The organism is Pelotomaculum isophthalicicum JI (assembly GCF_029478095.1).
In the GTDB taxonomy this organism is placed as follows: Bacteria; Bacillota; Desulfotomaculia; order Desulfotomaculales; family Pelotomaculaceae; genus Pelotomaculum_D; species Pelotomaculum_D isophthalicicum.
This window is the reverse complement of sequence record NZ_JAKOAV010000012.1, coordinates 41,207-65,743: the sequence shown is the minus strand read 5'-3', so window position 1 is coordinate 65,743 and position 24,537 is coordinate 41,207. Positions and strand designations below refer to the sequence as shown.

Sequence of the window (24,537 nt, the reverse complement as noted above, 5' to 3'; positions counted from 1 at the left end):
CGCTTTATTTACACCATTAACTTATTTATATTATTACCATAATGTTTTTTTCTCTTGCCCGTTTTTTGTGAATACACCTGTCCTGCTCAACACGAATCCACTTTTCAAAGGCAAGCCTCCTGTTTCCACTAAGGCTTCCAGCACTTGCTCGAACCGGACATTTCCGTTACTTCCAGTTTTCAATTCCGCTTCCAATATTATTATATCATTTTCAGACTCGGCTGACAGCGCAAAAATCCCCGGGCGGATATTCCGTTTTTTGTTCTCTTTTGCTTTAAGCTTTGGCTCCACCCATATCTCCGGCCGGGCCATGAAAGAAGAAATGGCGCTGTCCAGCTCCTTACGGTCTAAAGGCCGGTCAAGTTTTGCCACAGCCCGGTAGGTAGCGCAGTCAACAGCCGCCATTAAGGAGGGCGACTGTTCCGGAATTGAACGGATTTCAATCAGCCGCAGTCCTTCCGGCAAAACACCGGAAAGCGCCCGGAACACTTCAGCCGCCGGTAAGTCAGCGTTTAGCTCGATGTCCGCGTATTCCGCCTCACCAGCCGTTCCAACCCCCAGTGGAGCGGCAAAGGAAATTTTCGGGTGAGGATTAAAACCCTGAGTAAAAGACAGCGGCAGCCCGGCCCGCCGGCCGGCCCGCTCAAAGGACCGCAGTAAATCAAGATGGGAAATATACCTGGCCGGCCCTTTCTTACTGTATTGCATCCGGTAACTGGACGTCACGCTCACCCCCCGCGTAAACCGGTTCGACCTCCAGACCGGAGCATAAACCACAGCCGGTACAAGCGCCTGTCCGGCAGTCTTCCGTGGTTTTACCGGCCATAGCCCGCTGATGCTCGCGTATCAGGTATTGCTTTGACAAACCGGTCCCGATGTGGTCCCAGGGCAGTAAACTATCATAGTCATACCGCCGGTAAGCGTACCAGCCGGGTTCAAGTCCCGCCTGCCGGAAGGCCTCCAGCCACCGTTCATAATGAAAATTTTCCGACCAGCCGTCAAATTTACAGCCTAGCTGGAAAGCATTTTCCAACACCGCGCCCAGCCGCCGGTCACCCCTGGCGAATACCGCCTCCATAAAGCTTACGGCAGTGTCGTGATAGTTGAAAACCAATCCCCGCTCGCGCAGTCCGGCGGCCAGGTAAGCTTGTCTTTCTTTAAGGACTGCCATTGATGCCTGCGGCTCCCACTGAAAGGGAGTGTGAGGCTTGGGCACAAAGGAGGAAACGCTTACAGTCACCCGTAACCGGCCGCGGCGCGCGCCGGCTTTTCTGCCCCGGGCCAGCGCCTCCCGGGCCAGGTGAATGATCCCGTCCAGGTCCTCGTTCGTTTCCGTGGGCAGGCCAATCATAAAATAGAGCTTGACTGCCTGCCAGCCTTCCCGGAAGGCCACTTCAGTGGCTGACATCAGATCTTCTTCAGTAACCCCTTTGTTAATCACATCGCGCAAGCGCTGGGTGCCGGCTTCCGGCGCCAAAGTGATACTGGACCGCCGCACTTTCTGGACCTCTTTCGCCAGTTCCATGGAAAAATTATCAACCCTGAGCGAGGGGAGGGAAATGCTTACGCCACAGCCGGCATGCTCTTTAATGAGCGCGTTAATCACGCTACGCACCGGGGTATAATCGCTGGTGCTGAGGGATGTCAGAGAAATCTCGTCATAACCGGTTTGCCGGACCAGTCCGGCAGCCTGCCGCAACACCGTAGCCGGCTTTTTCTCCCGCACCGGCCGGTAAATCATGCCGGCCTGGCAGAAACGGCATCCCCTGGCACAGCCTCGCAACACTTCAATCATAATCCGGTCATGCACTATTTCAGTGGAAGGCACCACCGGCCGGGTTGGAAAAGATACCTTGTCCATATCCCGTACAACCCGCTTTTTGACAATTTCCGGCACTCCTTTCAGCACCGGTTCCACTTTGCTAATCTCACCGTCTTCCCGGTACTCAACCCGGTATAACGAAGGCACGTAAACTCCAGGCACCCGCGCGGCCTCTCTTAATAAGTCTTTTTTGGCGAGGTTCCGGTTCTTCGCATTACGGAGAAAGTCTAAAAAGTCTCCAATCGCTTCTTCACCTTCACCAATAACGAACAGATCGATAAAATCAGCCAGCGGCTCAGGGTTAAAAGCACAAGGGCCGCCGGCAATAACCAGCGGGTGTTCTTCACCGCGCAGGTTGGATTTTATGGGAATACCGGCCAAATCGAGCATGTTCAAGACATTGGAATAACACATTTCATATTGCAGGGTAAAGGCAACCACGTCGAAATCACGGACCGGCCGGAAAGATTCCAGGGTGAAAAGGGGCAGGTTGTGCTCCCTCATTTTTTCTTCCATGTCAAGCCACGGCGCGAATACTCTTTCCATCAGGGCGTCAGTCCGGCTGTTGACGATATGGTAAAGAATCTGCAAGCCCAAGTGGGACATGCCTACTTCATAAACGTCGGGAAAAGCGAAAGCCACCTTTATGTCAACCTTGTCCCAGTCCTTCCGGACGATGTTCCACTCACCCCCGGTATAGCGGGCAGGCTTTTGTACCAGCGGCAAAATTTGATCGAGCAAATCCATATTATATTGTATCCCCCGTTAATACTTCCGGCAGCAAGCTACAATAAAACATCCGCAATAATAATTATCTATACTAGTATAACCCAAAGCCGCCGGGGGAATATTCCCTGAAAGTATTATTCTACAACCGGTACTGAAAACCTTTCTATTGAATAATACTATGCGGTGTTCCAGGCAATTTAAGACATGCAAACCAGACTTTTCAGACATGTGGATTTAACAACTTGCCGACAGGGCAGTCAACCCCCTCAGCCAGCAATGCCTCAATTATCTGAACTTCACTGACCACACCCTTATATTGCCAGTCGTGACCGAGCAAGAGAACCAAGTGGAATCGCTGAGGCAGAAATGCTTGGATCAAATGTCCCAACCGTACCGTATCAAGAGAAACAAGCGGTTCTCCGGGCAGCACGCCCGCTGCCGCCAACTCATTCTTCTTTTGAACGAGATGCCGGATAAAATGATACGGCGCCAGGCTCTTTTCCCGAGTGGCGGCGTAGAGCAGAAACAGGCCGGTTATAATGATATCCAGTCCCGACAGGCGCATTACCAGCCCGGCTAATCCACCGGCGGTGATCACGACGCCCCAAAACTGCCCCCACCAAGCCGCCAGGTAAGTTGCCTTCTTCAAACCGGACCGTCTGGCCAGGTAGGCGCGGAAAACCCTGCCGCCGTCCAGGGGCAGCGCCGGAAGCAGGTTAAAGGCAGCCACCATAAGGTTGCAGTGAAGAAAAAACAGCCCCAGGTCTTTATCCCACAGGCTGTGATTATTTAACACAGTACCCAAGCCGGTTAGAAAAAGGTTGGCTGCCGGTCCGGCAACAGCAACATAAACTTCTTTGGCAGGGTCAAAAACGATATCACCACCCATGCGGCTGACACCGCCAAAAGGCAACAACTCGATGTCTGAAACTTGCACGCCCAAGCGGCGGGCAACGGCTACATGCGCCAACTCATGGAAAAGCACTACAGCAAAAGCAATCAACCCCTTCCCCAGCACACCAGCCACAAAAAACAGCCCGAGCAGGGCTAAAAAATAATTATTTAAATGGATCTCCATCCCGGAAACACGGCCAATTTTCAAAAACAACACCACCTTCTTCAAGGAGTCAGTAGTCAGTAGTCAGAATTCAGAATATTTTAAGACGAAACCATTCTATTCACTGGTTCCTGATTCCTCATCCTGTCTTCTAACTCCTTGACTCCTGTCTTTTGTCTTTCGTCTTTCGTCCCTGTCTCTCCTGCCTTCTGACTACTGACTTCTGACTACTGACTACTGACTCCTGACCCGTTACCCTTACTTTTAATTTAATGGCTGCAACTTAGTCAAAGGATCCACCAGTTTGTTGTTCTCCCGCATTTCAAAGTGCAGACCCCCGCCTGAAATATCGCCCTCCACACCAATTTCTCCAATATTCTGGCCGGCTTGCACCTGCTGTCCTTCGCTAACTAGCACCCTGGCAAGCTCACCATAAAGAGTAAAGCTGCCCTGGTCATGCTCCAATAATACATACTTCCCCACTGCCGCGCTGTCACCTGTGCGTTTCACCCTGCCGTCCCGCACCGCCCTGACCGCGCTGCCTACTGGAGCGGAAATATCAATTCCACAATGAAAACGCTCCATGCCGTCGACCGGGTCGATAGTCATACCGTACCCCCTGACTACCTTACCTGAGACCGGCACCGGCAGCATTACACTTACATTACCCTGCTGAGGTTTTGAAACAACAGGCTGGACAGCGTTGAATAAAGGCCAGTCCGTGTTGGCAATCTGTAAGCCGAATTGAACCACTCTTTCCAGCGCAGGCTGGTAATTCCACTCAGAAGTCAGCACACTTTTCAAGGTTTCTTTCGCTTCTAAGCCCCAGGGGCTGTGGGTCTCCCTGACGACCCAAAACGCCATAAAGATCAAGAGGGCGACGGCAGCGCGGTAAAGGTTATATCTACTGCCCCCCCTGTGTCCAGGCCTCTTCCAGTGGGGCTGTTGATAACAGGAAATCCAATCATCGTCTTTTTTAAACGGTCCGCTTGTCTTAAAATCAATCCCCTTCAAATATGAACCCCCCCGACTATTGAAAGCTTGTCTTTAAAAGCATATTTTCCTTTATCAGGAAATATGACTGGCCATAAAAAAAACCGGGGCGGTTTGTACCCCGGTCAGAACATTATTTTTTGTCGTCTCATGTTTATATTCAAAAGCAGGCCGAGCGCCGCAAGGTTGGTTATCATGCTGCTTCCTCCGGAGCTGAACATCGGCAATGGGATGCCGGTCACAGGCATGATCCCGCAGGTCATACCCACATTGACCAAAACATGGAAAGTAAGCATAGAAACCACTCCGGCAGCAAGCAGGGTGCCGAAATCGTCCTTAGCGTTCATCGTAATCAGAATACACCGGTAGATCACAATAAAATAAAGAGTTAAAAGGATAACCGCGCCAATAAAACCAAGTTCCTCCCCGACGACCGAGAAAATAAAATCGGTTTCCTGAATAGGCAGAAAATCTCCATGAGTCTGGCTCCCTTGGAATAACCCGCGCCCCCAGAAACCACCCTGACCGATGGCAATTTGCGACTGGATCACGTTATAGCCGGCGCCATGCCAATCTTGCCAGGGGTTGATAAAAATAATCAGCCTGTTTAGCTGGTAGTCCTTCAGTGGCATCCAAAGTTGCACCCCGCGGTTTGCCTCCAGCCAGAAATGAGCCCATATCCATAATGATACCGCTCCGAGAGCGACAACTATGATCAGGACTAACAGCCTGGGGTTCGCGCCTGACACAAAGAGCATCCCGAACATTACTGCAAAAAACACCAGAGCAGTGCCCAGGTCCGGTTGTTTTAGGATCAACATTATAGGAACGCCGAAAAACGCAAAACTGGGAAGCAAGTCACGAAACCGGTTAAGCTTTTTTTTACGGGATGTCAGAAAGGCCGCAAAACAAACTATGATAATTAGCTTGGAAAATTCGGAAGGCTGGAAGTGGAAACCCATAATACTAATCCAGCGCTGCGCCCCCAACTCGGAAACCCCAAAAAAAATTACCGCCCCAAGCATGATCAGGTTAATTATATACAGGGATTTCATATGCTTTATAAGATCCTCATAATGGATATAAAGCATCATGCACATCATCCCTATTCCCAAAAACACAAAAATTATTTGCCTTTTTACAAAAGCGAAGGGATCCGCGCTCTTGGCGACAGATCCCGCTACAGGCAGCAACTCGGTTGGCTTTGTAGCGCTGTATATGACAATCAGACCAAGCAGAATGATCATAGAAACTGAAATCAATATAGTATGATCGAGCTTTTTTAAAAATCTGCTTTGAATTAACACTCAGCTATTCCTTTCAAAATTTTTTCCCAACACGGTAACAACTTACATAAATATTCTTTCTGGTTAAGTATATTGTAACTACTAAATTATCAGATTAATAAAATGGTTTATCGTCCTCAAATATTTTGGATTCTGACTCCTGACTCCTGAATTCTTGAATACTTGTATTATATTATAAATTAACGCACAAAAAAAGCCCGTATCAGATAATACAGGCTGTTGCATCTTTACAAACCGGACATCTTTAAGCAGTTCCCGCGGCCCGTTTCATCCCTTTGACAGGAATATTCGCAACCAGCGCCACCGTGCTGCCGCTAGAGTCCAGATTCACCTCCAGGTTGGCCTCGTCAATAATCATGTAACTTGAAATAACTTTAATCAAGTCGAGCTTCAACGAATCGAGCATCTGGGGCGATATACTGGCCCGGTCATGCATCAGAACTAGGCGCAGTCTATCTTTTGCCACGTTTTTACTCCCGCTGTCTTTACCAAAAAGCTTGGCGATAAAATCTAACAAGGCTGCTCCCCCCTTCCCGGTTTACCCCAGGCCGATAATTTTCTTAATTTTATTAAAGAAACCACTGCCTTCATCCAGATTAATTATTGGCACTTCCTCTCCTAATATGCGGCGGACAATATTTCTGTAAGCTTGGCCGGAACGGGAATGCTGATCCAGCACTACGGCTTCTCCACGATTTGTGGTAATTACAATCATCTCATCTTCCGGTATTATCCCGAGCAGGTCAACAGCCAGGATGTCGATGATATCATCAATGCTCATCATGTCCCCCTGCTTGACCATCTTTTGCCGGATACGGTTAATAATCAGTTTCGGTTCACGCAATTCAGCGGCTTCCAGAAGTCCGATAATCCTGTCGGCGTCCCGTACCGCCGAGACTTCCGGCGTGGTTACCACAACCGCCTTCTCCGCCCCGGCTATAGCATTACGAAAACCCTGCTCGATACCGGCCGGGCAATCAATAATGACATAATCAAAATCATTTTTTAATTCCGCGCATAAATTACGCATCTGGTCCGGGCTGACCGCTGTCTTATCTTTGGTTTGAGCAGCCGGGAGCAAGTGCAAGCCTTCAAACCGCTTGTCTTTAATCAGCGCTTGGCGCAGCCGGCAGTTTTCGTTAACAACATCAACAATATCAAAAACTATCCTGTTTTCAAGTCCCAGAACAACATCCAGATTTCTTAAACCAATATCAGTGTCAATCAAAGCTACTTTATAACCCATGGCCGCCAAACCGGTTCCGATATTGGCGGTGGAGGTGGTTTTTCCCACACCCCCTTTGCCGGAAGTTACAACAATTACTTCGCCCATCCTTTAGTTCCTCCTCCTGTCAAGTCATTGGACGCCTCGCGCCGGAGGTCAAAAAACTTGTACATGTTCATTTTAATTACTGCCCAACTACAGGCAACTGTCAAATGCTCTTGGCTTGGCGCTCTCCAGCAGTCTGGAAAAATTCAATAGTAACAACTCCGTCTTTGATCCGCGCCATCTCCGGGTAGTCAGCATCCTCCGTCTCATTGTCCGGAGGGCGGGTAATATGATTGGCTATTCTAAGTTGAGTCGGCTGGAGGTGAAAAGCCATCACCACAGCATTTTCATCACCGCCCGCCCCGGCATGCACCACACCTCTTAAGGAGCCCATCACAATAACATTGCCTGTCGCTGTCACTTCGGCTCCCGGATTAACATCCCCCAATATAACCACATTCCCGTTGTAATAAATACTCTGGCCAGAACGCAGCGTCCGCTGCACCAGGATCGTTTTCTCGTCAACCAGCTCATCCAAATCAGCTGGAATATCCCGGCCAAATCCTGAAACACTATATGAATTAGCCAAAGCCATCTCCTCCTGAACCGCGGCTATCAGATATTAAATTCTACGGTCGATAACCAAATCCTGCTAATAAAAAACAAAAAAGACTCAATAAAAAACCCTATTTTTTATGCTTTTTAGACACATTTCTGTTATTCCGGGCTGCTAACTGATTTCTTACCTGGTTCAGGCAAACCAAAATAGGCTGCAAGCATGCTCTCGGCAACCGGTCCGGCCATGGTACCACCATGACCTGCGAATTCAACGACCACCGCTACGGCGATCTCCGGATTATCAAAAGGCGCGAAGGCAACAATCAGAGCATGATTGTTATGGCCGGTTACTTCAGCAGTTCCGGTTTTGGCGGCCACAGGCGGGAACCCGGCAAAAAAACCGTAAGCCGTGCCGTCAGGAGGCAGCGTTACCTCATGCATCCCCTCTCTGACTACAGCCAGAGTTTTTGGTGATACCTTGGCCTGGTTTACCACAACTGGATTATTCTCTTTAATAACCTTACCATTAGGATCAACTACCCGCTGCACCAGAAATGGTTTATAAAGAGTGCCCCCATTGGCGATGGTGGCAACGTAATTTGCCATTTCGAGCATCGTATAGCGGTTATCACCCTGGCCAATTGAGGAAATAATCGTGTCATAATCATGCCATGCCAACTCCCAGTCTACCGCGAGCAACTCATCAGATCTCTTGTTGAGCAATTGTTTTCTCTGTTCATCGCTGGTCGCTTTGGCCAGAAGATCATTGTATCGCTGTTCAATTTCTTGCACTTTCTTCAGATCTTGGGAGCTTAAATAATCTTTGCGCAACTGCAGTTTGGAGTCAGGGCTGGGAACAACGCCAGCGTCCTCACCAGGGAGCTCAATGCCTGTCTTCTTGCCCAGTCCAAACTCCTTGGCAAAACGGGCAATGTTATCAATACCTGTCTTAAAACCAAGCTGGTAAAAATAGGTATCACAAGACACTTTAATTGCCTTGACCATGTTCACGATCCCATGGCCACCCGGCTGCCAGTCATCGTACCGAGTGCCCCAAATAAAATAACCCGGGTCGGATATTGTGTTCTGAGGGGTGATGGTGTTTGTCTCCAGGCCGGCCATGGCAACAATCATTTTAAAAGTTGAGCCAGGCGCATAAGATAACAATGCCCGGTTAAGAATGGGTTTCCAGGGCGAGTTAAAGATTTCGTCATAATCTTTCTGGGACAATACTCCAGAGAGCTTTACCGGGTCGTATCCGGGGTAACTGGCCATAGCCAGCACTGCTCCGGTCCGCACGTCGAGGGCAACCGCGGCGCCGGCCCTGGCTTCGTTATAACCCTGTTTCAACGCTTCCTGGGAGGCCCTGGCCAGGGCTTCCTCCGCCGCCTTCTGCACCTTATGGTCAATCGTAAGCACTAAATTATTGCCCGGCACCGGTTCTTTAACACCCAGATCACGTACCGGCCTCCCCATGGAGTCAACCTCAACTTGCCTCCCGCCGTCCTGACCGCGCAGGTATTGCTCGTACGTATATTCCAGTCCTGACTGCCCAAAAAGGTCACCGGACTTATATCCTTTATCTTTATTTTCTTTAAGTTGGTCCTCGTTGATTTGCCGCACATATCCCATAACTTGAGCCAGCAAATTCCCATTGGGGTACTCCCGCAGCGGCTCAATATCAATGACTACGCCAGGCAGTTCCAGACGCTGCTCCTCAATTCTGGTGACAACCTCCAAAGGCACCTTGGTAGCCAGTTTTACAGGTTCGTAAAGGCGTTCTTGCTGGTCGATTTTTTGCTGAATTTCCTGGGGATCTGTGCCTAAAATCGCTGCCAGCCGCCGGACCACCTCACCAGTATCTTTTTGTCCAAGGCTCACCAGGGAAACTTTATCAAGAGAAACTGTATATACCGGCTGATTGCCCACTATTTTAACACCATTGCGGTCGAAAACTTCACCGCGGGGGGCGGTGATAGTAATCAACTTCATCCGGTTTTCCCTCGCCATCGTGGAAAACTTATCGTTTTGCAGCAACTGCATGTAAGCCAGCCTGGACACAAGAACAACAAAGATAAAAATTACTATATAAAGGAAAACACGCATTCTTCGCTCAACAGTTTTCTTTTCCATTCTGTCCCCCGCCCCTGCGCAGCATTTATAAATCCTTATTCTTAATGATTACCAAATGGAGCACACGCTTGTAGAAAAACGGCGCCAGCACTGCCGTATAAAGCGCTGTGGGAAGAATCACTCTAAACAAGGTATAAAAAAAGGGCATGTAAATTTTTAGGTACAGCAGTAAAAAATAATTTATCAGTAAACCAACTGTCGTGGAAAAAAAGGCAACTCCCGCTACTACCAGTGAATTCTCTTTATAAAGACGCTCACCGCAGAAACCGGCTAAATAGCCGGCAACCATTTTCGTAAGAGCGTTTATTCCAATATAGCTCCCGGAAAACAAATCTTCAATTATTCCACCGGCGAAACCCAAAAAAGCCCCCTCCTTAGGACCCAGGAGGAAGCCGTTAAAAATAACTAGCAGCATAACCAGGTCGGGTTTAACCCCGTATACGCTTAAATAGTCCATTATCGTGGTTTGGAGTATCAAAACCACTCCCAGCAGGAGCAACAAAGCGGGAAACGGCACTGTTATAACCTCCCCACAGCGATCCAGGCTTTAAGGATACCTGCTGATAATTATCAGTACTTCCTCCAGCCGGCTTAAATCGGCAAATGGTTGAATATCGGCGCTATTGAACATACCGGATGGTTCACTCCGGATATCGGTTATTCTCCCCACAGGTATGTTTTTTGGGAAAATGCTCCCGAGCCCTGAGGTAATCACCGCCTGGCCTGCTTCCACCGTCGCGCTGTTGGGGATATGAATCATCCTGGTCATACCTGAACTGGTGGTTGTCCCTTCAACAATACCGGAAGTACGCGTATCCTGAATTAACGAACCCACCCCGCTGCGCGGGTCGGTAATCAGAAGAACATCACAGGTAGAGGAGGAAACGGATATAACCCGCCCTACCAGTCCTTCCGGTGTTAGGACAGTCATGTTTTCCTTGACACCGTCATTGGTTCCTCTGTTCAAGGTTATGGTACCGAACCAGTTGCTCGGATCTCTGCCGACGACAGACGCGGCGACCAGATTATATGTCTTAGCCATCACTTGCTTATAACTAAGCAAACTGGTTAAACGCTCATTTTCCAACTTATACTCGTTCAACTGGATTATCTGGCTTTGCAGGCGGTCTACTTCCTCTTCCAGAGCCTGGTTGCGCTCTCCCGCCCTATACATGGAAATTGGGAAAGATAACATATGACTCGCCTGTTTGCCCAACCAAGTTAAACCAGTCTGTACCGGTGCTATAGCATCCCTGAACTTGAATTCCAGGGGTGTCAGCCGGGTTCGCTCCGGTACCGTAATACGCATGGCCACCAGGGCGGCCGCCACCAAGGCCGCAAGTAACAATAGCCGCCTGGCAGTTACCCAACGCACCCATCATTCACTCCCTGCTTTAATGATTCCGGATATTGATAATCAGGTACGGAAACTGCCTTAAGCCAATTTTTTGGGCTGAATTAATACTTTGCGCAACACATCAATATTCTCAAGCACCCGGCCGGCGCCATAAGCGACGGCCAGCAACGGCTCGTCCGCCAGATGCACCGGCATCCCGGTCTCCTCAATAACCAGCCGGTCAAGACCTCTTAACAATGACCCGCCACCAGCCATGACAATACCCCGGTCCATGATGTCCGCCGCCAGTTCCGGCGGGGTTTGTTCAAGCGTGGCCTTAATAGCCTCAATGATACTCGTTACGGGTTCAGAAAGGGCTTTGTAGATTTCTTCAGAGGTTATATTCACAGTTTTAGGCAACCCCGTGACTAAATCACGCCCCCTGACTTCTTCTGTCTCTAGCGTCGAAAGCGGATAAGCCGTGCCGATTTGAATTTTAATCAACTCAGCCGTGCGCTCTCCGATTAACAAATTATAGGTGCGCTTAACGTGGTTGATAATGGCCTCGTCCATCTCGTCGCTGGCTATCCTGATCGAGCGGCTGGTAACAATGCCGCCGAGGGATATTACAGCTACTTCCGTAGTACCCCCGCCTATATCGACAATCATATTGCCGGTCGGCTCGTGAACAGGCAATCCCGCCCCGATAGCCGCCGCCATCGGTTCTTCAATCAGATAAGCCTCCCTGGCTCCCGCCTGAAGCGCCGCTTCACGCACCGCCCTTTCTTCCACCGCGGTAACCCCGGATGGAACGCCTACAACCACTCGCGGCCGGACCAAAAAAGTACGGTTTCTCAGAGATTTATTGATAAAGTATTTAATCATGCTTTGAGTAACGTCGAAATCAGCTATAACTCCATCTTTCATCGGACGAATCGCCACGATATTCCCCGGAGTACGGCCAATCATTCTCTTGGCGTCTTCCCCGACCGCAAGCACCTGACCCGTATCCTTCTGGATCGCTACTACCGAAGGCTCACGGATAACTATACCCTTTCCTTTGACATATACGAGGGAGTTGGCTGTACCCAAATCCATACCCATGTCTTTTGAAAACAGACCGACGCGCATTTCCCGGCCCCTTTCTGCGTATAATGCAAAATCTAAAAATCAAATAAGCCCTTCTGCCTTAAAGCTGGTGAATTTGTTATCGCCGATAATAATATGATCCAAGACTTCAATGCCAATGATTCTCCCGGCCTCACAAAGTCTTCTGGTTACATCCAGGTCCTCTTTGCTGGGAGTGGCGTCGCCGCTGGGGTGGTTGTGGACCAAAACCAACGACGCGGCGCTTCTTTTAATCGCATTGCGGAAAAGTTCCCTAGGATGCACACTGGAAGTATTTAGTGTGCCAATCGACACCTCGTCGTTAGCAACAACCTGATTTCTGGTGTTTAGCAGCAAGGCCCTGAAATGCTCCCTATCAAGATGGCGCATCTCCTCCATTACCAACCCGGCTGCATCTGCGGGTGATTTAATCACCGGACGGGGCTGGCTGGTAAAACGGGACAGCCTCCTGGCCAGTTCCAGCGCCGCCTTTACCTGGCTTGCTTTAGCTAGCCCAACGCCTTTAATCTCGCTCAGTTCTTCAATCGTGGCATCTACCAGCAAGCGGAGACTTCTAAAGCGCGTCAAAATCAAGGAAGCTAACTCCAGCACAGTATTTTCAGGAGAACCGGTTCCTAAAAGAATAGCCAAAAGTTCTATTTCCGACAGCGCTCCGGCCCCTTCTTTCAATAATCTTTCCCGGGGTCGCATTTCTGCCGGAAGTTCCTTAATAGTTGGACGATCGCCTGATAAAGCCAAAGGTCCATCTCCTAACAGAAACCTTGGTTACAGAATATCATAGCCAAATTTTTTTAGCATCAGGGAAAGCTTGGACATAGGGAGACCGACAATATTTGTATAAGATCCTTCAATGCGTTCAATAAAAATCGCGCCAATCCCCTGAGCACCGTAAGAGCCGGCTTTATCCGACGGCTCGCCGGTGGAGACGTACCGCCGGATCTCTTCCTCGTCCAGCGGCCTGAATATTACCCGGGTTTTCTCATGGCTCACTTCAACTTTATTGTTGCCGGCATCTACCAGCGCAACCCCGGTAAATACTTCGTGTGCGCTGCCCTGCAAGCGTTTCAACATCTCTACGGCATCTTGCTCACAGGACGGCTTGCCAAGCAATTGCCCGCGCCATACCACCACGGTATCGGCCCCGATGACAATCCCCTCCGTCAATCTATCCGCTACAAACATGGCCTTCCTGGCAGCGAGGCGTTCAACAACTTCAAAAGGTTGCAGCCCCGGTGGAGTATGTTCTTCCAGATCACATACGATAACCCGGAAATTCAAACCAATTTGTTCCAATAAGGCCGAACGGCGCGGAGAGGAAGACGCGAGAATTATTTCTTTTATTGTTTCACACCCGCCTGTAAATAAAATAACCCAGTAAAAGTCCCAATGCTGTTAGTGGACTTAATGCAAAAGTAAAACCAAAGGTCAGGTTAAAAAACTGCAAGTCCAGCGTAAATGGCTTTAAACCTATGGTTGAGGTAGCTTTCAACCAGGGCAAAAACGGGGCCAGGGCGTTCCCGATAGCGCTCCCGGTCAATCCGCCAACCAGCAGGAGCAGTACTAAAACCCAAACATTGCTGTAGTTTTTAAAACCTTTTGCCATAAAACATCCCCCGGCTAACTAAAGAAACAAGCACATGCACTATTTAACAGTTTATCATTTTAAATATTTGATGACAAGGTTTGACGAAAATATTAAAAAAATGTTATTTTTCGTAAATCAAGGCAGAAGCGATACTTACCAACAGGCTAAACGAATTCTTTAAGGTTCTTTTACCTGTACAATCATTTCTATCTCCACCACACTGTCCAGGGGCAATTCATTGACACCAACCGCCTTATTTTAATAGCAATTCCCGAACCTCCGCCACCATATAAAACGATCCGGTGACACATATCAACTCGTCGGGCCCGGCTATTGAAAGCGCTTTATTTAAAGCACCCTCGATTTCTTCCGCCAGATAAACATCCGGGGTGAAACGACGCGCTTCCACGGCCATCTCCCGCCAATTCCCGGCTCGCGGGTTGTCCGGTCTGGTCACGACGACCGCCCTTGCCGCCGGGGCCAGTTCCGACACTACCTTGGCTCGCTCCTTGTCTTCCAGCATGCCGATAACCAGAACAACTTTTTTATCCGGAAAATAATCTTCCAACGCCTGGCGAAGGCTCCGGGCGCCTGCAAAGTTATGCGCCCCGTCAATCAGCACGTACGGTTCCCTGCGCATAATTTCCAGTCTAGCCGGCCAGCACGTGGCCGCGAGACCGTCCCGCACGTTCCTGTCGTTTACTGTCAAGCCCTGGTCAATCAGTATTTCCACCGCCGCTATTGCACAAACAGCGTTAATTTGCTGGTGTCTGCCAATCAGGGGCAACCACAGATTCTCGTATAAATACCGGCGTCCCTGAACCGAAAACTGCTGTCCGGCGAGGGATGTGGACTGATGCTTCCAGGTAATGTCGCGTCCTGCCAGCGTCAGCGGGGAGCCTCTCTCCCGGCATGTCTCCGAGAGCACTGCCAGTGCCTCTCCAGCAGCCGCCGTCACTGTCGGAACACCTGGTTTAATGATACCGGACTTAACCCCGGCGATTTCTCTAATCGATTTCCCCAAGTAATCCGTATGGTCTATGCTCACATTGGTAATGACGGAAAGTACCGGTGTAATTACATTCGTAGAATCAACTGCCCCTCCCATACCCACTTCAAGCACCAGAAAATCAACTTTTTCCCGGTAGAAATATTGAAACGCGAGGGCTGTGGATACTTCAAATTCAGTAGGGTGTTCAAAGCCTTCCGACACCATTGCCTCCAAATGCGGCTGGAGCTCCGCGATCAAACCGGCTATCCGGCTTTCGCCGATTTTTTTACCGTTGATCCGGAACCGCTCACAATAGGAATGCAAGTGGGGCGAAGTGAATGTTCCCACCCGGTATCCGGCCGACTGCAATATATTTGCCAGCATGGCGGTAGTGGAACCTTTACCGTTTGTCCCGCCGATATGCGCTATTTTTAAAGACTTATGCGGGTTGCCTAACCGGTTTAATAGTTCTTCGACACGTCCCAAACCAAAGTTAACGCCAAATTTGGTCAGGTTGGCGAGGTACTCCAACGCTTCTTTGTAGTCCAGAATAATCCGCCTCCGGCGCAATAATTATTCATTTTTCCCAACCAGCATGGACAACCTCTCCCTGATGGCTGTCTGTTTGCCGGTTAATTCATCTTCCTTTTTCCTTTCCTTCTCAATCACGTCGGCCGGCGCCTTACTCAAAAAGCCCTGGTTATTCAACTTGCCCTTAACCCTTGCCAGGTCTTTTTCCAATCCCGCAAGTTCTTTACGCAACCGGGCGGCTTCCTGCTCAATATCGATCAAGCCCTTTAGCGGGACAAATACTTCCACGCCACGGGTTACAGCGTGAGCAGCCTGTTCCGGTTTCTCCGGCAACGCATCATAAATAGCTACTTTTGCGTTTGCCAGGCTTTGAACATATCCTGTTCCCCGTTCCAAAACTTCTCTAGACGCGTTCTGGGGAACCTCCAGAAAGGCTTCTACCTGTTTGCCGGGCGGGACGTTCATTTCACTGCGGATATGTCTGACAGCCTTTGTTACCTCCATCAACATTCCCATCTGACGCTCCGCTTCCGGATCACTCAGTTCTTTCCTGGCAACCGGCCAGGACGCGCGCATTATCGTCAATCCTTTGCCGGGCAAATGCTGCCATATTTCCTCAGTAATAAACGGCATAAACGGATGGAGCAGTTCCAACGTGCCTTTAAGCACGGCTGTCAACACACTCTGCGCCGTATAGCGGTCCTGCGGGGTAGTTTTTCCGTAAAGTCTGGGTTTGGCCAGTTCGATATACCAGTCGCAAAACTCGTTCCAGATAAACTCATAAAGGACTCTGGCAGCCTCTCCCAGCTCATATGATTCAAGCAACCGGGTAACTTCTTCTGTCAGGTTCTGATAACGGCTGATGATCCACCGGTCAGCCAATGTATACTGGCCATGCCGCTCGCCCGGCTCATAATCCTCCAGGTTCATCAAAACAAACCTTGATGCGTTCCATAGTTTATTGGCAAAATTACGCGCCCCGTCCAGCTTCTCAAAGTTAAAACGCAGGTCATTGCCCGGGGTATTGCTGGTCACCAGCATAAAACGCAGACTGTCCGCGCCGTGCGATTCGATGACATCAATCGGGTCCACCCCGTTGCCCAGGGATTTGCTCATCTTTCGCCCAAGGGCGTCCAGAACCATCCCGTGAATGGACACTACCCTGAACGGGACGTCGTTCATAAAGGCCAAACCCGAGAAGATCATCCGGGCAACCCAGAAAAAGATAATATCACGCCCCGTCACAAGGACGGAGGTGGGATAATAATAAGCAAGTTCAATTGTTTGCTTTGGCCAACCCAAGGTTGAAAAAGGCCACAGGGCGGAGGAAAACCAGGTATCCAGCACATCGGGATCTTGTTCTAAGTCCGTTCCGCCGCATTTAGGGCACTGTGACACCGGCTCTTTGGACGCGATCATTTCATCACAATCCTTGCAGTACCATACCGGTATGCGATGGCCCCACCAAAGCTGGCGGGATATGCACCAGTCGCGGATATTTTCCATCCAGCCAAGGTACACTTTGGTGAACCGCTCCGGGATGAAGCGGACATCTCCCGCTTTTGCCGCGGTGATAGCCTGTTCAGCCAGCGGTTTCATTTTTACGAACCACTGGCGGGAAAGCATCGGCTCAATAACCGTGTTGCAGCGGTAACAGTGGCCTACACCATGGGACAAGTCTTCAGTTTTCAGAAGGTAACCGCCCGCCTCCAGGTCGCGCACGATTTTTTTGCGGCAGTCATAGCGGTCCAGCCCCTGGTAACGCGGGCCCGCTTCCGCGCTCATCTTGCCCTCTTTATCAATTACTATGATCTGCTCCAGACCATGCCGGTGCCCCACCTCAAAGTCGTTGGGATCGTGGGCCGGGGTGATTTTAACCGCCCCTGTGCCGAAGGAAGGGTCCACATACTCGTCGGCGATGAGCGGCATCTCCCGCCCGACCAGGGGCAAAACAAGCATTTTTCCAATCAAGCCGGTATAGCGCTCGTCATCCGGGTGCACCGCCACGGCCGTGTCACCAAGCATCGTTTCAGGCCGGGTTGTCGCGACAATAACATGCCCTTCCCCGTCTTTAAAAGGATATTTCAGATACCAAAAATGCCCGGGTTTTTCTATATGCTCCACTTCGATATCGGATATGGTGGTGTGACATTTGGGACACCAGTTGGTAATGTAGTAATCGCGGTAAATCAAACCGCGCTCGAAAAGTTTGATGAAGACCTCCCGCACTGCGTCCGAGCAGCCTTCATCCATGGTAAACCGTTCCCGCTGCCAGTCGCAGGAGGCGCCCAGTCTTCTTAATTGGGCGGTGATCCGGCTGCCATACTGCTCTTTCCAGGCCCAAGCCCGTTCTAAAAACGCTTCCCTGCCCAGTTCATACCGGTTTGTTCCTTCCTTCGCCAATTGCTCTTCGACCTTGGCCTGGGTGGCGATACCGGCGTGATCCGTACCGGGCACCCAAAGCGAACTGTAACCCTGCATCCGCCGCCACCTGGTCAGGATGTCCTGTAAAGTATAATCCAGGGCGTGTCCCATGTGTAACTGCCCTGTAACATTGGGCGGGGGCATTACAATACAAAAAGGCTCCTGATCCGGGTTAACCCCGGCGTGAAAAAACCCGCCCTTTTCCCAGTAGGGATACCACCGGTCTTCCACCGAACGTGGATCGTAGGTGGAAGGAATATCTGCTTTAGCCAAAGCGCACCTCTCCTTACCTCCATATTAAAAAAACCAAAAACCCCTCCACCTGTTTAGCGGAGGAGGAATCATTCGAACCCCATGGCATATTTTCTCCAGGAATGGCAAAAATCCTTCAAAAAATATTTAATTGCTTTTATGGCATGAAAACTCTTACCCCAAAATAAAAATTTTATGATTGCTATTCACGTAGTCAGAATTCAGGAGTCAGAATATTTTCAAGACGATAATCCGTTCTATTATTCTAACTACTGAATACTGACTACTGATTCCTGTAACCTGAGTAGTTACAATAAGTTAAGATGGGGGTTGAAAAACTTGCGTCCAGTATTCTCTATCAAGATTGCTGTAATCATCCTCCTGATCATATTAATTGTTTTAACCTTATATAAAAGTGTGCTTAAAAAACCTGCCCCGAAACAGGAGGTTCACACCATCCGGGTATTGGAGTCGGTAAGGTCGCCGTATTTCCTGCCCCAATACCTGGCCCTGAATTTGGGCTTTTTTAAAGAACAAGACCTGGATGTAAAAATAACCACGACCAGTCCTGAGGCCATCCGCGCCGCTTTGGCCGACCAGAGAACAGATGTGGCTCTTTGCGGCTTGCAAAAAATAATCTTCAACCCGGACGATCCCGGAAGAGAAAAGACTGCTCCAATAGTCTTCGCCACCATGGCCTGCCGGGACGGGTCCTTTCTTTTAGCCAGGAAAAACGATTCCGATTTTCGTTGGCTAGATATGAAAGACAAAACAATTATCGGCAGTCCTCATAACGACAGTTCAGAAATTGCGCTGGAAGATGTTCTTAGAAAGGCCGGCATCCTTCCCTACAGGCAGGTGACCATTTATCACAACATCCCTGAAACATTGCGCGTTGGCGCTTTTCGCGCCGGAACGGGCAATTACCTTCAGTTGCTGGAACCAGAGGCTACCGTCGCTGAAATGAAAGGTTACGGCCAGGTGGTCGCCTCGGTGGGTGCGGCGGGGGAGGATATGACAATTACAGCTTACGCCGCCTTGCCCGGATATATCGAATCTCATCCGGAAACAATCCAAAGGTTCACAAACGCAATATACAAGGCCCAACTTTGGTTAAAACAACACAGTGCCGAAGAAGCAGCCAGAGCGGTTTATCCGTCGTTTTCCAATCTTGAAATGCAGGTTTTGATAAAATCCATCGAACGGTACGGTACATTAAGGATATGGGCGGATAATCCGGTAGTCGAACGGGAACCTTATGAAAGATTCAACATAGCGGCAAAAAATGCCGGAGAAATTGCCGCGCCCGTTCCTTACGACACTACCGTTGTCACTAATTTCGCCCGGCAAGCGGTTGAAACGGTAATATACGTTCAGGAAACAGAAAAGAAAAAAAGAAAATCATTCATGATGTTCTTTCAGTAATATTCACCCATTGTTCAATTATACTCAGCAGTTCTTCACGGCCTTGGCCGGTTTCCGCGGAAAACGGCGTCAACATGTCTTCCCCGGCCAGCGGTAATTCCTTTCTGATTGTCTGCATAGAACGAAGCAACTTCGAACGCGACATTTTATCAGCTTTTGTCGCGACAACCGCTACCGGTATGCCGTTGTCCTTAAACCAGCCGAACACTTGAATGTCCTGGGCTGTCGGCGGGTGGCGGCTGTCAATAAGCAGTAAAATGCCCTTTAAGTTTTTCCTCCCGGTCAGATAGGATTCAATCATTTTACCCCAATTTTCTCTTTCACTGGCAGATACCCTGGCATACCCGTAGCCCGGCAGGTCCACCAGATGAAACTGCCCGTTAATCAGGAAAAAGTTTATCAGGCGGGTACGTCCCGGGGTATTGCTGGTGCGGGCCAGCGCCTTTCTGTTGACAACTTTATTCAGCAGGGACGACTTCCCCACATTAGAACGCCCGGCCAGGGCAACCTCAGCAAGTTCCCCGGCCGGGTAATTAGCGGCTTTAACCGCGCTGGCAACGAATTCTGCGCTGGTTATTTTCATGACGGTACAGGGGTGCCTCCCTCGCTTATTACAGCAGGGTGATAAACTTCCGGCGACACCACCGGGGGAACAGCGTCAAGCCCTTCGGTTCTGTATTCTTTTTCCGCAAGAGCTGTCTCCAAAACTTCGTCCATGTGGTCCACCAGGATAAATTTCATCTTATCTTTAACCTTTTTAGGAATATCGTCCAAGTCTTTCTTATTATCTTTTGGTAAAAGCAGCGTTTTTATACCGGCACGGTGGGCTGCCAGCACCTTTTCCTTGATCCCGCCCACCGGAAGCACCCGGCCCCGCAAGGTAATTTCACCAGTCATGGCCACATCATGCCGCACCTTGCGCCCGGTAATGGCAGAAGCCAGGGCAGTAGCCATGGTAATGCCCGCCGAGGGACCGTCTTTAGGAATCGCCCCTTCGGGGACATGAATGTGAATATCCTGTTTATCGTAAAACTCCTCATTAATACCCAGTTCGTCAGCCCGGCTCCGGATGTAGCTGTAACCGGCTTGCGCCGATTCTTTCATCACGTCACCCAGTTTACCGGTTAAAGTAAGCCGGCCGCTTCCTTTATAAATAGTGATTTCAATCGCCAGCGTATCGCCGCCTACTTCTGTCCAGGCCAAGCCTGTCGCCACACCCACCTGGTCATCCTGTTCCGCCACACCGTAACGGAAGCGGGGCGTGCCCAAAAATTGGCCTAAGTTTTGCGTATTCACCAGGACTTTTTTAGTCTTGTCGGTGACAATCTGCCTGGCAGTCTTACGGCAGATTGCCGCTATCTGTCTTTCCAGATTCCGCACGCCTGATTCCCTGGTGTATTCCCGGATAATCTTGCGAATAGTATTTTCAGAAATCTTCAGCATGTCTTTACTTAATCCGTGTTCCTTTACTTGCTTGGGGCAGAGATGGCGCATGGCGATCTGAACTTTCTCCTCTTCCGTGTAACCAGACAGATAGATTACCTCCATCCGGTCCAGCAACGGTCTGGGAATGTTTTGCTGCACATTCGCCGTGGTGATAAACATGACATTGGACAAGTCGAACGGAGATTCAATATAGTGATCGCTAAAAGTGTTGTTCTGTTCCATATCCAACACTTCGAGCAGCGCCGCGGACGGGTCGCCGCGAAAATCCATGCTCATCTTGTCAATTTCATCCAGCAGGAACACCGGGTTCCTGGAGCCGGCCTGACGTATGCCCTGGATGATCCGCCCCGGCATGGCGCCGACATAAGTGCGGCGGTGCCCCCGGATCTCAGCTTCATCGCGCACCCCGCCCAGGGACATGCGGACAAATTTCCGCTCCAGGGCTCGGGCTATAGAACGGCCAAGAGAAGTTTTACCCACACCTGGCGGTCCAACAAAACAGATAATCGGGCCTTTCATTTTCTTGGCCAGCTTCCGGATTGCCAGGTATTCCAAAATACGTTCCTTTACCGTTTTTAATCCGTAATGGTCTTCTTCCAAAATAGTTTCAGCCATTTTCAGATCAAGCCGGTCTCTGGTAGATTTGTTCCACGGCAAGGATAAAAGCCAGTCCAAATAGTTGCGCACTACTGCCGCTTCCGCCGCCATCGGCGGCATTTTCTCAAGCCTTTCCACTTCTTTGATGGCTTTCTCTTCCACTTCTTTTGGCAGCTTGGCTTGAGCGATTTTATCTCTAAGATCTTCGCTCTCGGCCACCCGTTCATCTTTTTCGCCGAGCTCGCGCTGGATCGCTTTCAACTGTTCACGCAAATAATATTCCTTTTGGGTCTTTTCCATTTGTTTGCGGACACGAATGTTAATCTTGCGCTCCAATTCAACGATTTCCAGCTCTTTTGCCACGATAGCGCACAGTTTTTCAAGACGTTGAGATATATTTACAGACTCAAGGATGCTTTGCTTATCTTCAATGCGCAATGTCAGGTGTGAAGCGACAATATCAGCCAGACGTCCGGGTTCGTCAAGATTAACGACGGAAACAACCGCTTCGGGCGGAATGCGCTTGGACAGTTTAACATATTGTTCAAACTGGTAAACCAGACTGCGCATCAGCGCTTCTATCTCACTGTTTTTTTGAAAGTTTTCGGAGTATTGTTCAATCTCTACCTGAAAATATGGCTCGTTAGTTATAAAATGTTTGACCTTAGCTCTGGCCAATCCTTCTACCAACACCCGGATGGTGCCGCCCGGCAGTTTTAAAAGTTGTTTAACTTCAGCGACAGTACCAATATCAAAAATATCATCCTGCCCCGGATCGTCAGTCTGCGCTTCTTTCTGGGTGGCAAGGAAAATAACCCGGTCGTGGATCATCGCTTCCTCTATGGCAACCACCGACTTCTCGCGGCCGACATCCAGGTGAATGACCATATAGGGAAAGACCAGGATACCCCTTAAAGGCAGTAAAGGCAAAGTCTTAATTTCTGAATCCATAGCTGCGCCCCCTTTTAGGAATGATGTTGCTTACGTTGTCATAATATTAGGACGTACTTGTATATGCGTTTATTTTAACATGAAATTTTGAAAACCCCTATAGTAATAATTACATAGAAAACCAATAAACCCGGCCTATGCCGGGTTATTATGAAGATCTGGACTTCTATCTATTATTTTACTTCTTCTTGCTAATCAATGCAAGCCTGGCCAGACAGGATAATCCTGCGGTTTCCAATCATATCTTTCGCAACTTATGATTTCGTTACAATGAATGTCCCGCCATGAAGCCATTAGCGCTTAACACTTCCGGCGGGGTTGTAGCCTGCCGCTCCAATTTTTTGCCCAACACCGGCATGGTAACTAACGCTGCACGCATAACTTCTTCTAAGCGATTAACAGGAATCACTTCAATCCCGGTAAAATCACTGAACAGTTCCTGGTAGTTTTCAGCAGGTATTAACACTTTTCTGGCTCCAGCCCGGCGGGCGGCCTCCACCTTGGCCACTATTCCGCCCACCGGCTTGACTAGGCCGCGAATAGAGACCTCACCGGTCATAGCCACTGTGTTGTCCACCGGCAGGCCAAGGATTGCCGAATAAACAGCCGTGGCTATGGTAACACCTGCCGAAGGCCCGTCGGTAGGCGCTCCTCCAGGCAAATTAACATGGATATCATAGTCGCGGGGATCACATGCCATAGCCCGCCGCAGTACGGTCAGAACATTTTCCACCGAACTTCTGGCCATACTCTTGCGGCGAATAGTTTTGCCGCCTCCCCCCATCTCCTCTTCTTCCACCAGCCCGGTAACAGTTAACTTGCCTTGTTCCCTGGCAACGGGCAGAGCGTTAGCTTCCACTTCGAGGAGAACCCCCATTCCCGGGCCATACACCGCAAGGCCATTGACCAGCCCGACCTGAGGATGGTCAGGTATTTTTTTATCGGGACGCGGCGCGTACTGACCGCTTTGGACAACCCACTCAATATCGGCGGTGCGGATCTCTCCCCGCTCTTCGGTTATAACCAACCCCGCGGCGATTTGAATAATATTTACAGCCTCGCGTCCGTTCGTGGCATATTTTTTCAACACTTCAAGCGCTCCCGCGCTGAGAGGCATCTTAATTTTTTCAGCCGCGTTAGCGGCAATCGTTTCGATTTCGTCGGGCAATAACTGGCGAAAATAGACTTCCAGACAACGGGAGCGGATAGCCGGCGCAATTTGTTCCGGACCCCTTGTAGTCGCGCCCACCATCCTGAAGTCCGCCGGCAATCCATTCTGAAAGATATCATGAATATGCGAGGGTATATTGGGGTCCTCCGCGCTATAATAAGCGCTCTCCAGAAGGACCTTGCGGTCTTCCATCACTTTTAACAGCTTGTTTATCTGATTGGGATGAAGTTCGCCGATTTCATCAATAAACAACATTCCTCCATGCGCCTTCGTCACAGCGCCGGGTTTAGGCTGGGGAATGCCCGCGACACCCATCGCGCCCGCTCCCTGGTAAATTGGATCGTGGACCGATCCAATCAACGGGTCGGCAATGCCCCGCTCGTCAAAACGGGCCGTGGTGGCGTCAATTTCAATAAATTTAGCGTCCTCCTTAAATGGTGAGCAGGCGTTTTTTTTAGCTTCTTCCAGCACCAGTCTGGCCGCGGCGGTTTTGCCGACACCAGGCGGCCCGTAAATAATCAAATGCTGGGGATTTGGCCCGCAAAGAGCTGCGCGCAAAGACTTCAACCCCTCCGTTTGCCCGATAATATCTTCGAAACTGGTCGGGCGAGTTTTTTCAGTAAGGGGTTCAGTCAGGGAAATAGAACGCAGCTTTTTTAGCTTTTCCATCTCCCTTTTTGATTCCTTTTCCAATACGTTTTTGCTGCTGTGCTGATTTTTTAACAAATTCCAAAAATATAAGCCGATAACCACCGCGAAAAAGACCTGAATAAAAGTCAATAAGCTGCCAAAACCGGAAGAATACTCTCCCATTAGTTTCTCCTCCCATCG

General features: G+C 49.7%; 21 protein-coding genes. 1 reads left to right on the top strand and 20 read right to left on the bottom strand.

Translation table 11 applies throughout. The annotated features are described in order from the left end of the window. Positions 1-33 precede the first annotated feature (33 nt). From L7E55_RS08090 to L7E55_RS08010, 17 genes are all read right to left on the bottom strand, one after another. On the bottom strand, positions 34-726 hold the full coding sequence (locus L7E55_RS08090; RefSeq protein WP_277443618.1) for a TIGR03936 family radical SAM-associated protein: 693 nt from the start codon (positions 724-726) through the stop codon (positions 34-36). Then, entirely contained in the window at positions 695-2,569 is a 1,875-nt protein-coding gene (locus L7E55_RS08085; RefSeq protein ID WP_277443617.1) for a TIGR03960 family B12-binding radical SAM protein, read from the bottom strand. The genes L7E55_RS08090 and L7E55_RS08085 overlap by 32 nt, the downstream gene beginning before the upstream one ends. A gap of 202 nt (positions 2,570-2,771) precedes the next feature. Further along, complete coding sequence (locus L7E55_RS08080) at positions 2,772-3,662, bottom strand: M50 family metallopeptidase (protein WP_338091193.1); 891 nt, start codon at positions 3,660-3,662, stop codon at positions 2,772-2,774. Positions 3,663-3,872: 210 nt separating this feature from the next. Next, positions 3,873-4,622: a M23 family metallopeptidase gene (locus tag L7E55_RS08075; protein WP_277443615.1), complete on the bottom strand. Its 750-nt coding sequence runs from the start codon at positions 4,620-4,622 to the stop codon at positions 3,873-3,875. A gap of 104 nt (positions 4,623-4,726) precedes the next feature. Next, a complete protein-coding gene (gene rodA / locus L7E55_RS08070) occupies positions 4,727-5,908 on the bottom strand; it encodes a rod shape-determining protein RodA (protein WP_277443614.1) in 1,182 nt (393 codons plus the stop codon). 244 nt (positions 5,909-6,152) lie between these two features. Continuing rightward, complete coding sequence (gene minE / locus L7E55_RS08065; RefSeq protein WP_277443613.1) at positions 6,153-6,425, bottom strand: cell division topological specificity factor MinE; 273 nt, start codon at positions 6,423-6,425, stop codon at positions 6,153-6,155. Positions 6,426-6,446: 21 nt separating this feature from the next. Beyond that, a complete protein-coding gene (minD, locus tag L7E55_RS08060; protein WP_277443612.1) occupies positions 6,447-7,241 on the bottom strand; it encodes a septum site-determining protein MinD in 795 nt (264 codons plus the stop codon). A 100-nt stretch (positions 7,242-7,341) separates the two neighbouring features. Further along, the gene (gene minC / locus L7E55_RS08055) at positions 7,342-7,773 is read right to left on the bottom strand and encodes a septum site-determining protein MinC (RefSeq protein ID WP_277443611.1); all 432 of its coding nucleotides are present in this window, start codon (positions 7,771-7,773) and stop codon (positions 7,342-7,344) included. Between the two features lie 122 nt (positions 7,774-7,895). After that, a complete protein-coding gene (gene mrdA, locus L7E55_RS08050) occupies positions 7,896-9,869 on the bottom strand; it encodes a penicillin-binding protein 2 (protein ID WP_277443610.1) in 1,974 nt (657 codons plus the stop codon). 25 nt (positions 9,870-9,894) lie between these two features. Continuing rightward, the gene (gene mreD, locus L7E55_RS08045) at positions 9,895-10,386 is read right to left on the bottom strand and encodes a rod shape-determining protein MreD (RefSeq protein WP_277443609.1); all 492 of its coding nucleotides are present in this window, start codon (positions 10,384-10,386) and stop codon (positions 9,895-9,897) included. A gap of 30 nt (positions 10,387-10,416) precedes the next feature. Further along, positions 10,417-11,244 (bottom strand): rod shape-determining protein MreC, encoded by an 828-nt coding sequence (mreC, locus tag L7E55_RS08040; protein WP_277443608.1) that lies wholly within the window; start codon positions 11,242-11,244, stop codon positions 10,417-10,419. Positions 11,245-11,304: 60 nt separating this feature from the next. Continuing rightward, positions 11,305-12,336, bottom strand: a complete 1,032-nt coding sequence (locus tag L7E55_RS08035) for a rod shape-determining protein (RefSeq protein WP_277443607.1) — start codon at positions 12,334-12,336, stop codon at positions 11,305-11,307. A gap of 39 nt (positions 12,337-12,375) precedes the next feature. Further along, positions 12,376-13,071 (bottom strand): RadC family protein, encoded by a 696-nt coding sequence (gene radC, locus L7E55_RS08030; RefSeq protein WP_338091192.1) that lies wholly within the window; start codon positions 13,069-13,071, stop codon positions 12,376-12,378. 27 nt (positions 13,072-13,098) lie between these two features. Continuing rightward, positions 13,099-13,662 (bottom strand): Maf family protein, encoded by a 564-nt coding sequence (locus L7E55_RS08025; RefSeq protein WP_338091195.1) that lies wholly within the window; start codon positions 13,660-13,662, stop codon positions 13,099-13,101. Positions 13,663-13,678: 16 nt separating this feature from the next. After that, positions 13,679-13,936, bottom strand: coding sequence for a DUF4321 domain-containing protein (locus L7E55_RS08020; protein ID WP_277443606.1), 258 nt, complete (start codon positions 13,934-13,936; stop codon positions 13,679-13,681). Positions 13,937-14,171: 235 nt separating this feature from the next. Beyond that, positions 14,172-15,479, bottom strand: coding sequence for a bifunctional folylpolyglutamate synthase/dihydrofolate synthase (locus L7E55_RS08015; RefSeq protein ID WP_277443605.1), 1,308 nt, complete (start codon positions 15,477-15,479; stop codon positions 14,172-14,174). A 3-nt stretch (positions 15,480-15,482) separates the two neighbouring features. Then, the gene (locus L7E55_RS08010; RefSeq protein WP_277443604.1) at positions 15,483-18,137 is read right to left on the bottom strand and encodes a valine--tRNA ligase; all 2,655 of its coding nucleotides are present in this window, start codon (positions 18,135-18,137) and stop codon (positions 15,483-15,485) included. 318 nt (positions 18,138-18,455) lie between these two features. Between L7E55_RS08010 and L7E55_RS08005 the strand changes: the two genes are divergently transcribed. Continuing rightward, positions 18,456-19,541 (top strand): ABC transporter substrate-binding protein, encoded by a 1,086-nt coding sequence (locus L7E55_RS08005; RefSeq protein WP_277443603.1) that lies wholly within the window; start codon positions 18,456-18,458, stop codon positions 19,539-19,541. Here the strand turns inward: L7E55_RS08005 and yihA are convergent. The 3 genes from yihA to lonB all read right to left on the bottom strand — a co-directional run bounded on the left by yihA (position 19,522) and on the right by lonB (position 24,519). Beyond that, entirely contained in the window at positions 19,522-20,124 is a 603-nt protein-coding gene (yihA, locus tag L7E55_RS08000; protein WP_277443602.1) for a ribosome biogenesis GTP-binding protein YihA/YsxC, read from the bottom strand. The two genes, L7E55_RS08005 and yihA, sit on opposite strands and share 20 nt — an antisense overlap. Next, positions 20,121-22,535 (bottom strand): endopeptidase La, encoded by a 2,415-nt coding sequence (gene lon / locus L7E55_RS07995; RefSeq protein WP_277443601.1) that lies wholly within the window; start codon positions 22,533-22,535, stop codon positions 20,121-20,123. Before lon ends, yihA begins: the two co-directional genes overlap by 4 nt. A gap of 265 nt (positions 22,536-22,800) precedes the next feature. Then, positions 22,801-24,519 (bottom strand): ATP-dependent protease LonB, encoded by a 1,719-nt coding sequence (gene lonB / locus L7E55_RS07990; protein WP_277443600.1) that lies wholly within the window; start codon positions 24,517-24,519, stop codon positions 22,801-22,803. Positions 24,520-24,537: the final 18 nt, after the last annotated feature.

What these genes read in the sequence shown, in the direction of transcription:
- L7E55_RS08085 (WP_277443617.1), bottom strand. Translation starts at nt 2,569, where the DNA reads ATGGATTTGCTCGATCAAATTTTGCCGCTGGTACAAAAGCCTGCCCGC.
- minD (WP_277443612.1), bottom strand. Translation starts at nt 7,241, where the DNA reads ATGGGCGAAGTAATTGTTGTAACTTCCGGCAAAGGGGGTGTGGGAAAA.
- minC (WP_277443611.1), bottom strand. Translation starts at nt 7,773, where the DNA reads ATGGCTTTGGCTAATTCATATAGTGTTTCAGGATTTGGCCGGGATATT.
- mrdA (WP_277443610.1), bottom strand. Translation starts at nt 9,869, where the DNA reads ATGGAAAAGAAAACTGTTGAGCGAAGAATGCGTGTTTTCCTTTATATA.
- L7E55_RS08035 (WP_277443607.1), bottom strand. Translation starts at nt 12,336, where the DNA reads ATGCGCGTCGGTCTGTTTTCAAAAGACATGGGTATGGATTTGGGTACA.
- L7E55_RS08020 (WP_277443606.1), bottom strand. Translation starts at nt 13,936, where the DNA reads ATGGCAAAAGGTTTTAAAAACTACAGCAATGTTTGGGTTTTAGTACTG.
- yihA (WP_277443602.1), bottom strand. Translation starts at nt 20,124, where the DNA reads ATGAAAATAACCAGCGCAGAATTCGTTGCCAGCGCGGTTAAAGCCGCT.
- lon (WP_277443601.1), bottom strand. Translation starts at nt 22,535, where the DNA reads ATGGATTCAGAAATTAAGACTTTGCCTTTACTGCCTTTAAGGGGTATC.
- lonB (WP_277443600.1), bottom strand. Translation starts at nt 24,519, where the DNA reads ATGGGAGAGTATTCTTCCGGTTTTGGCAGCTTATTGACTTTTATTCAG.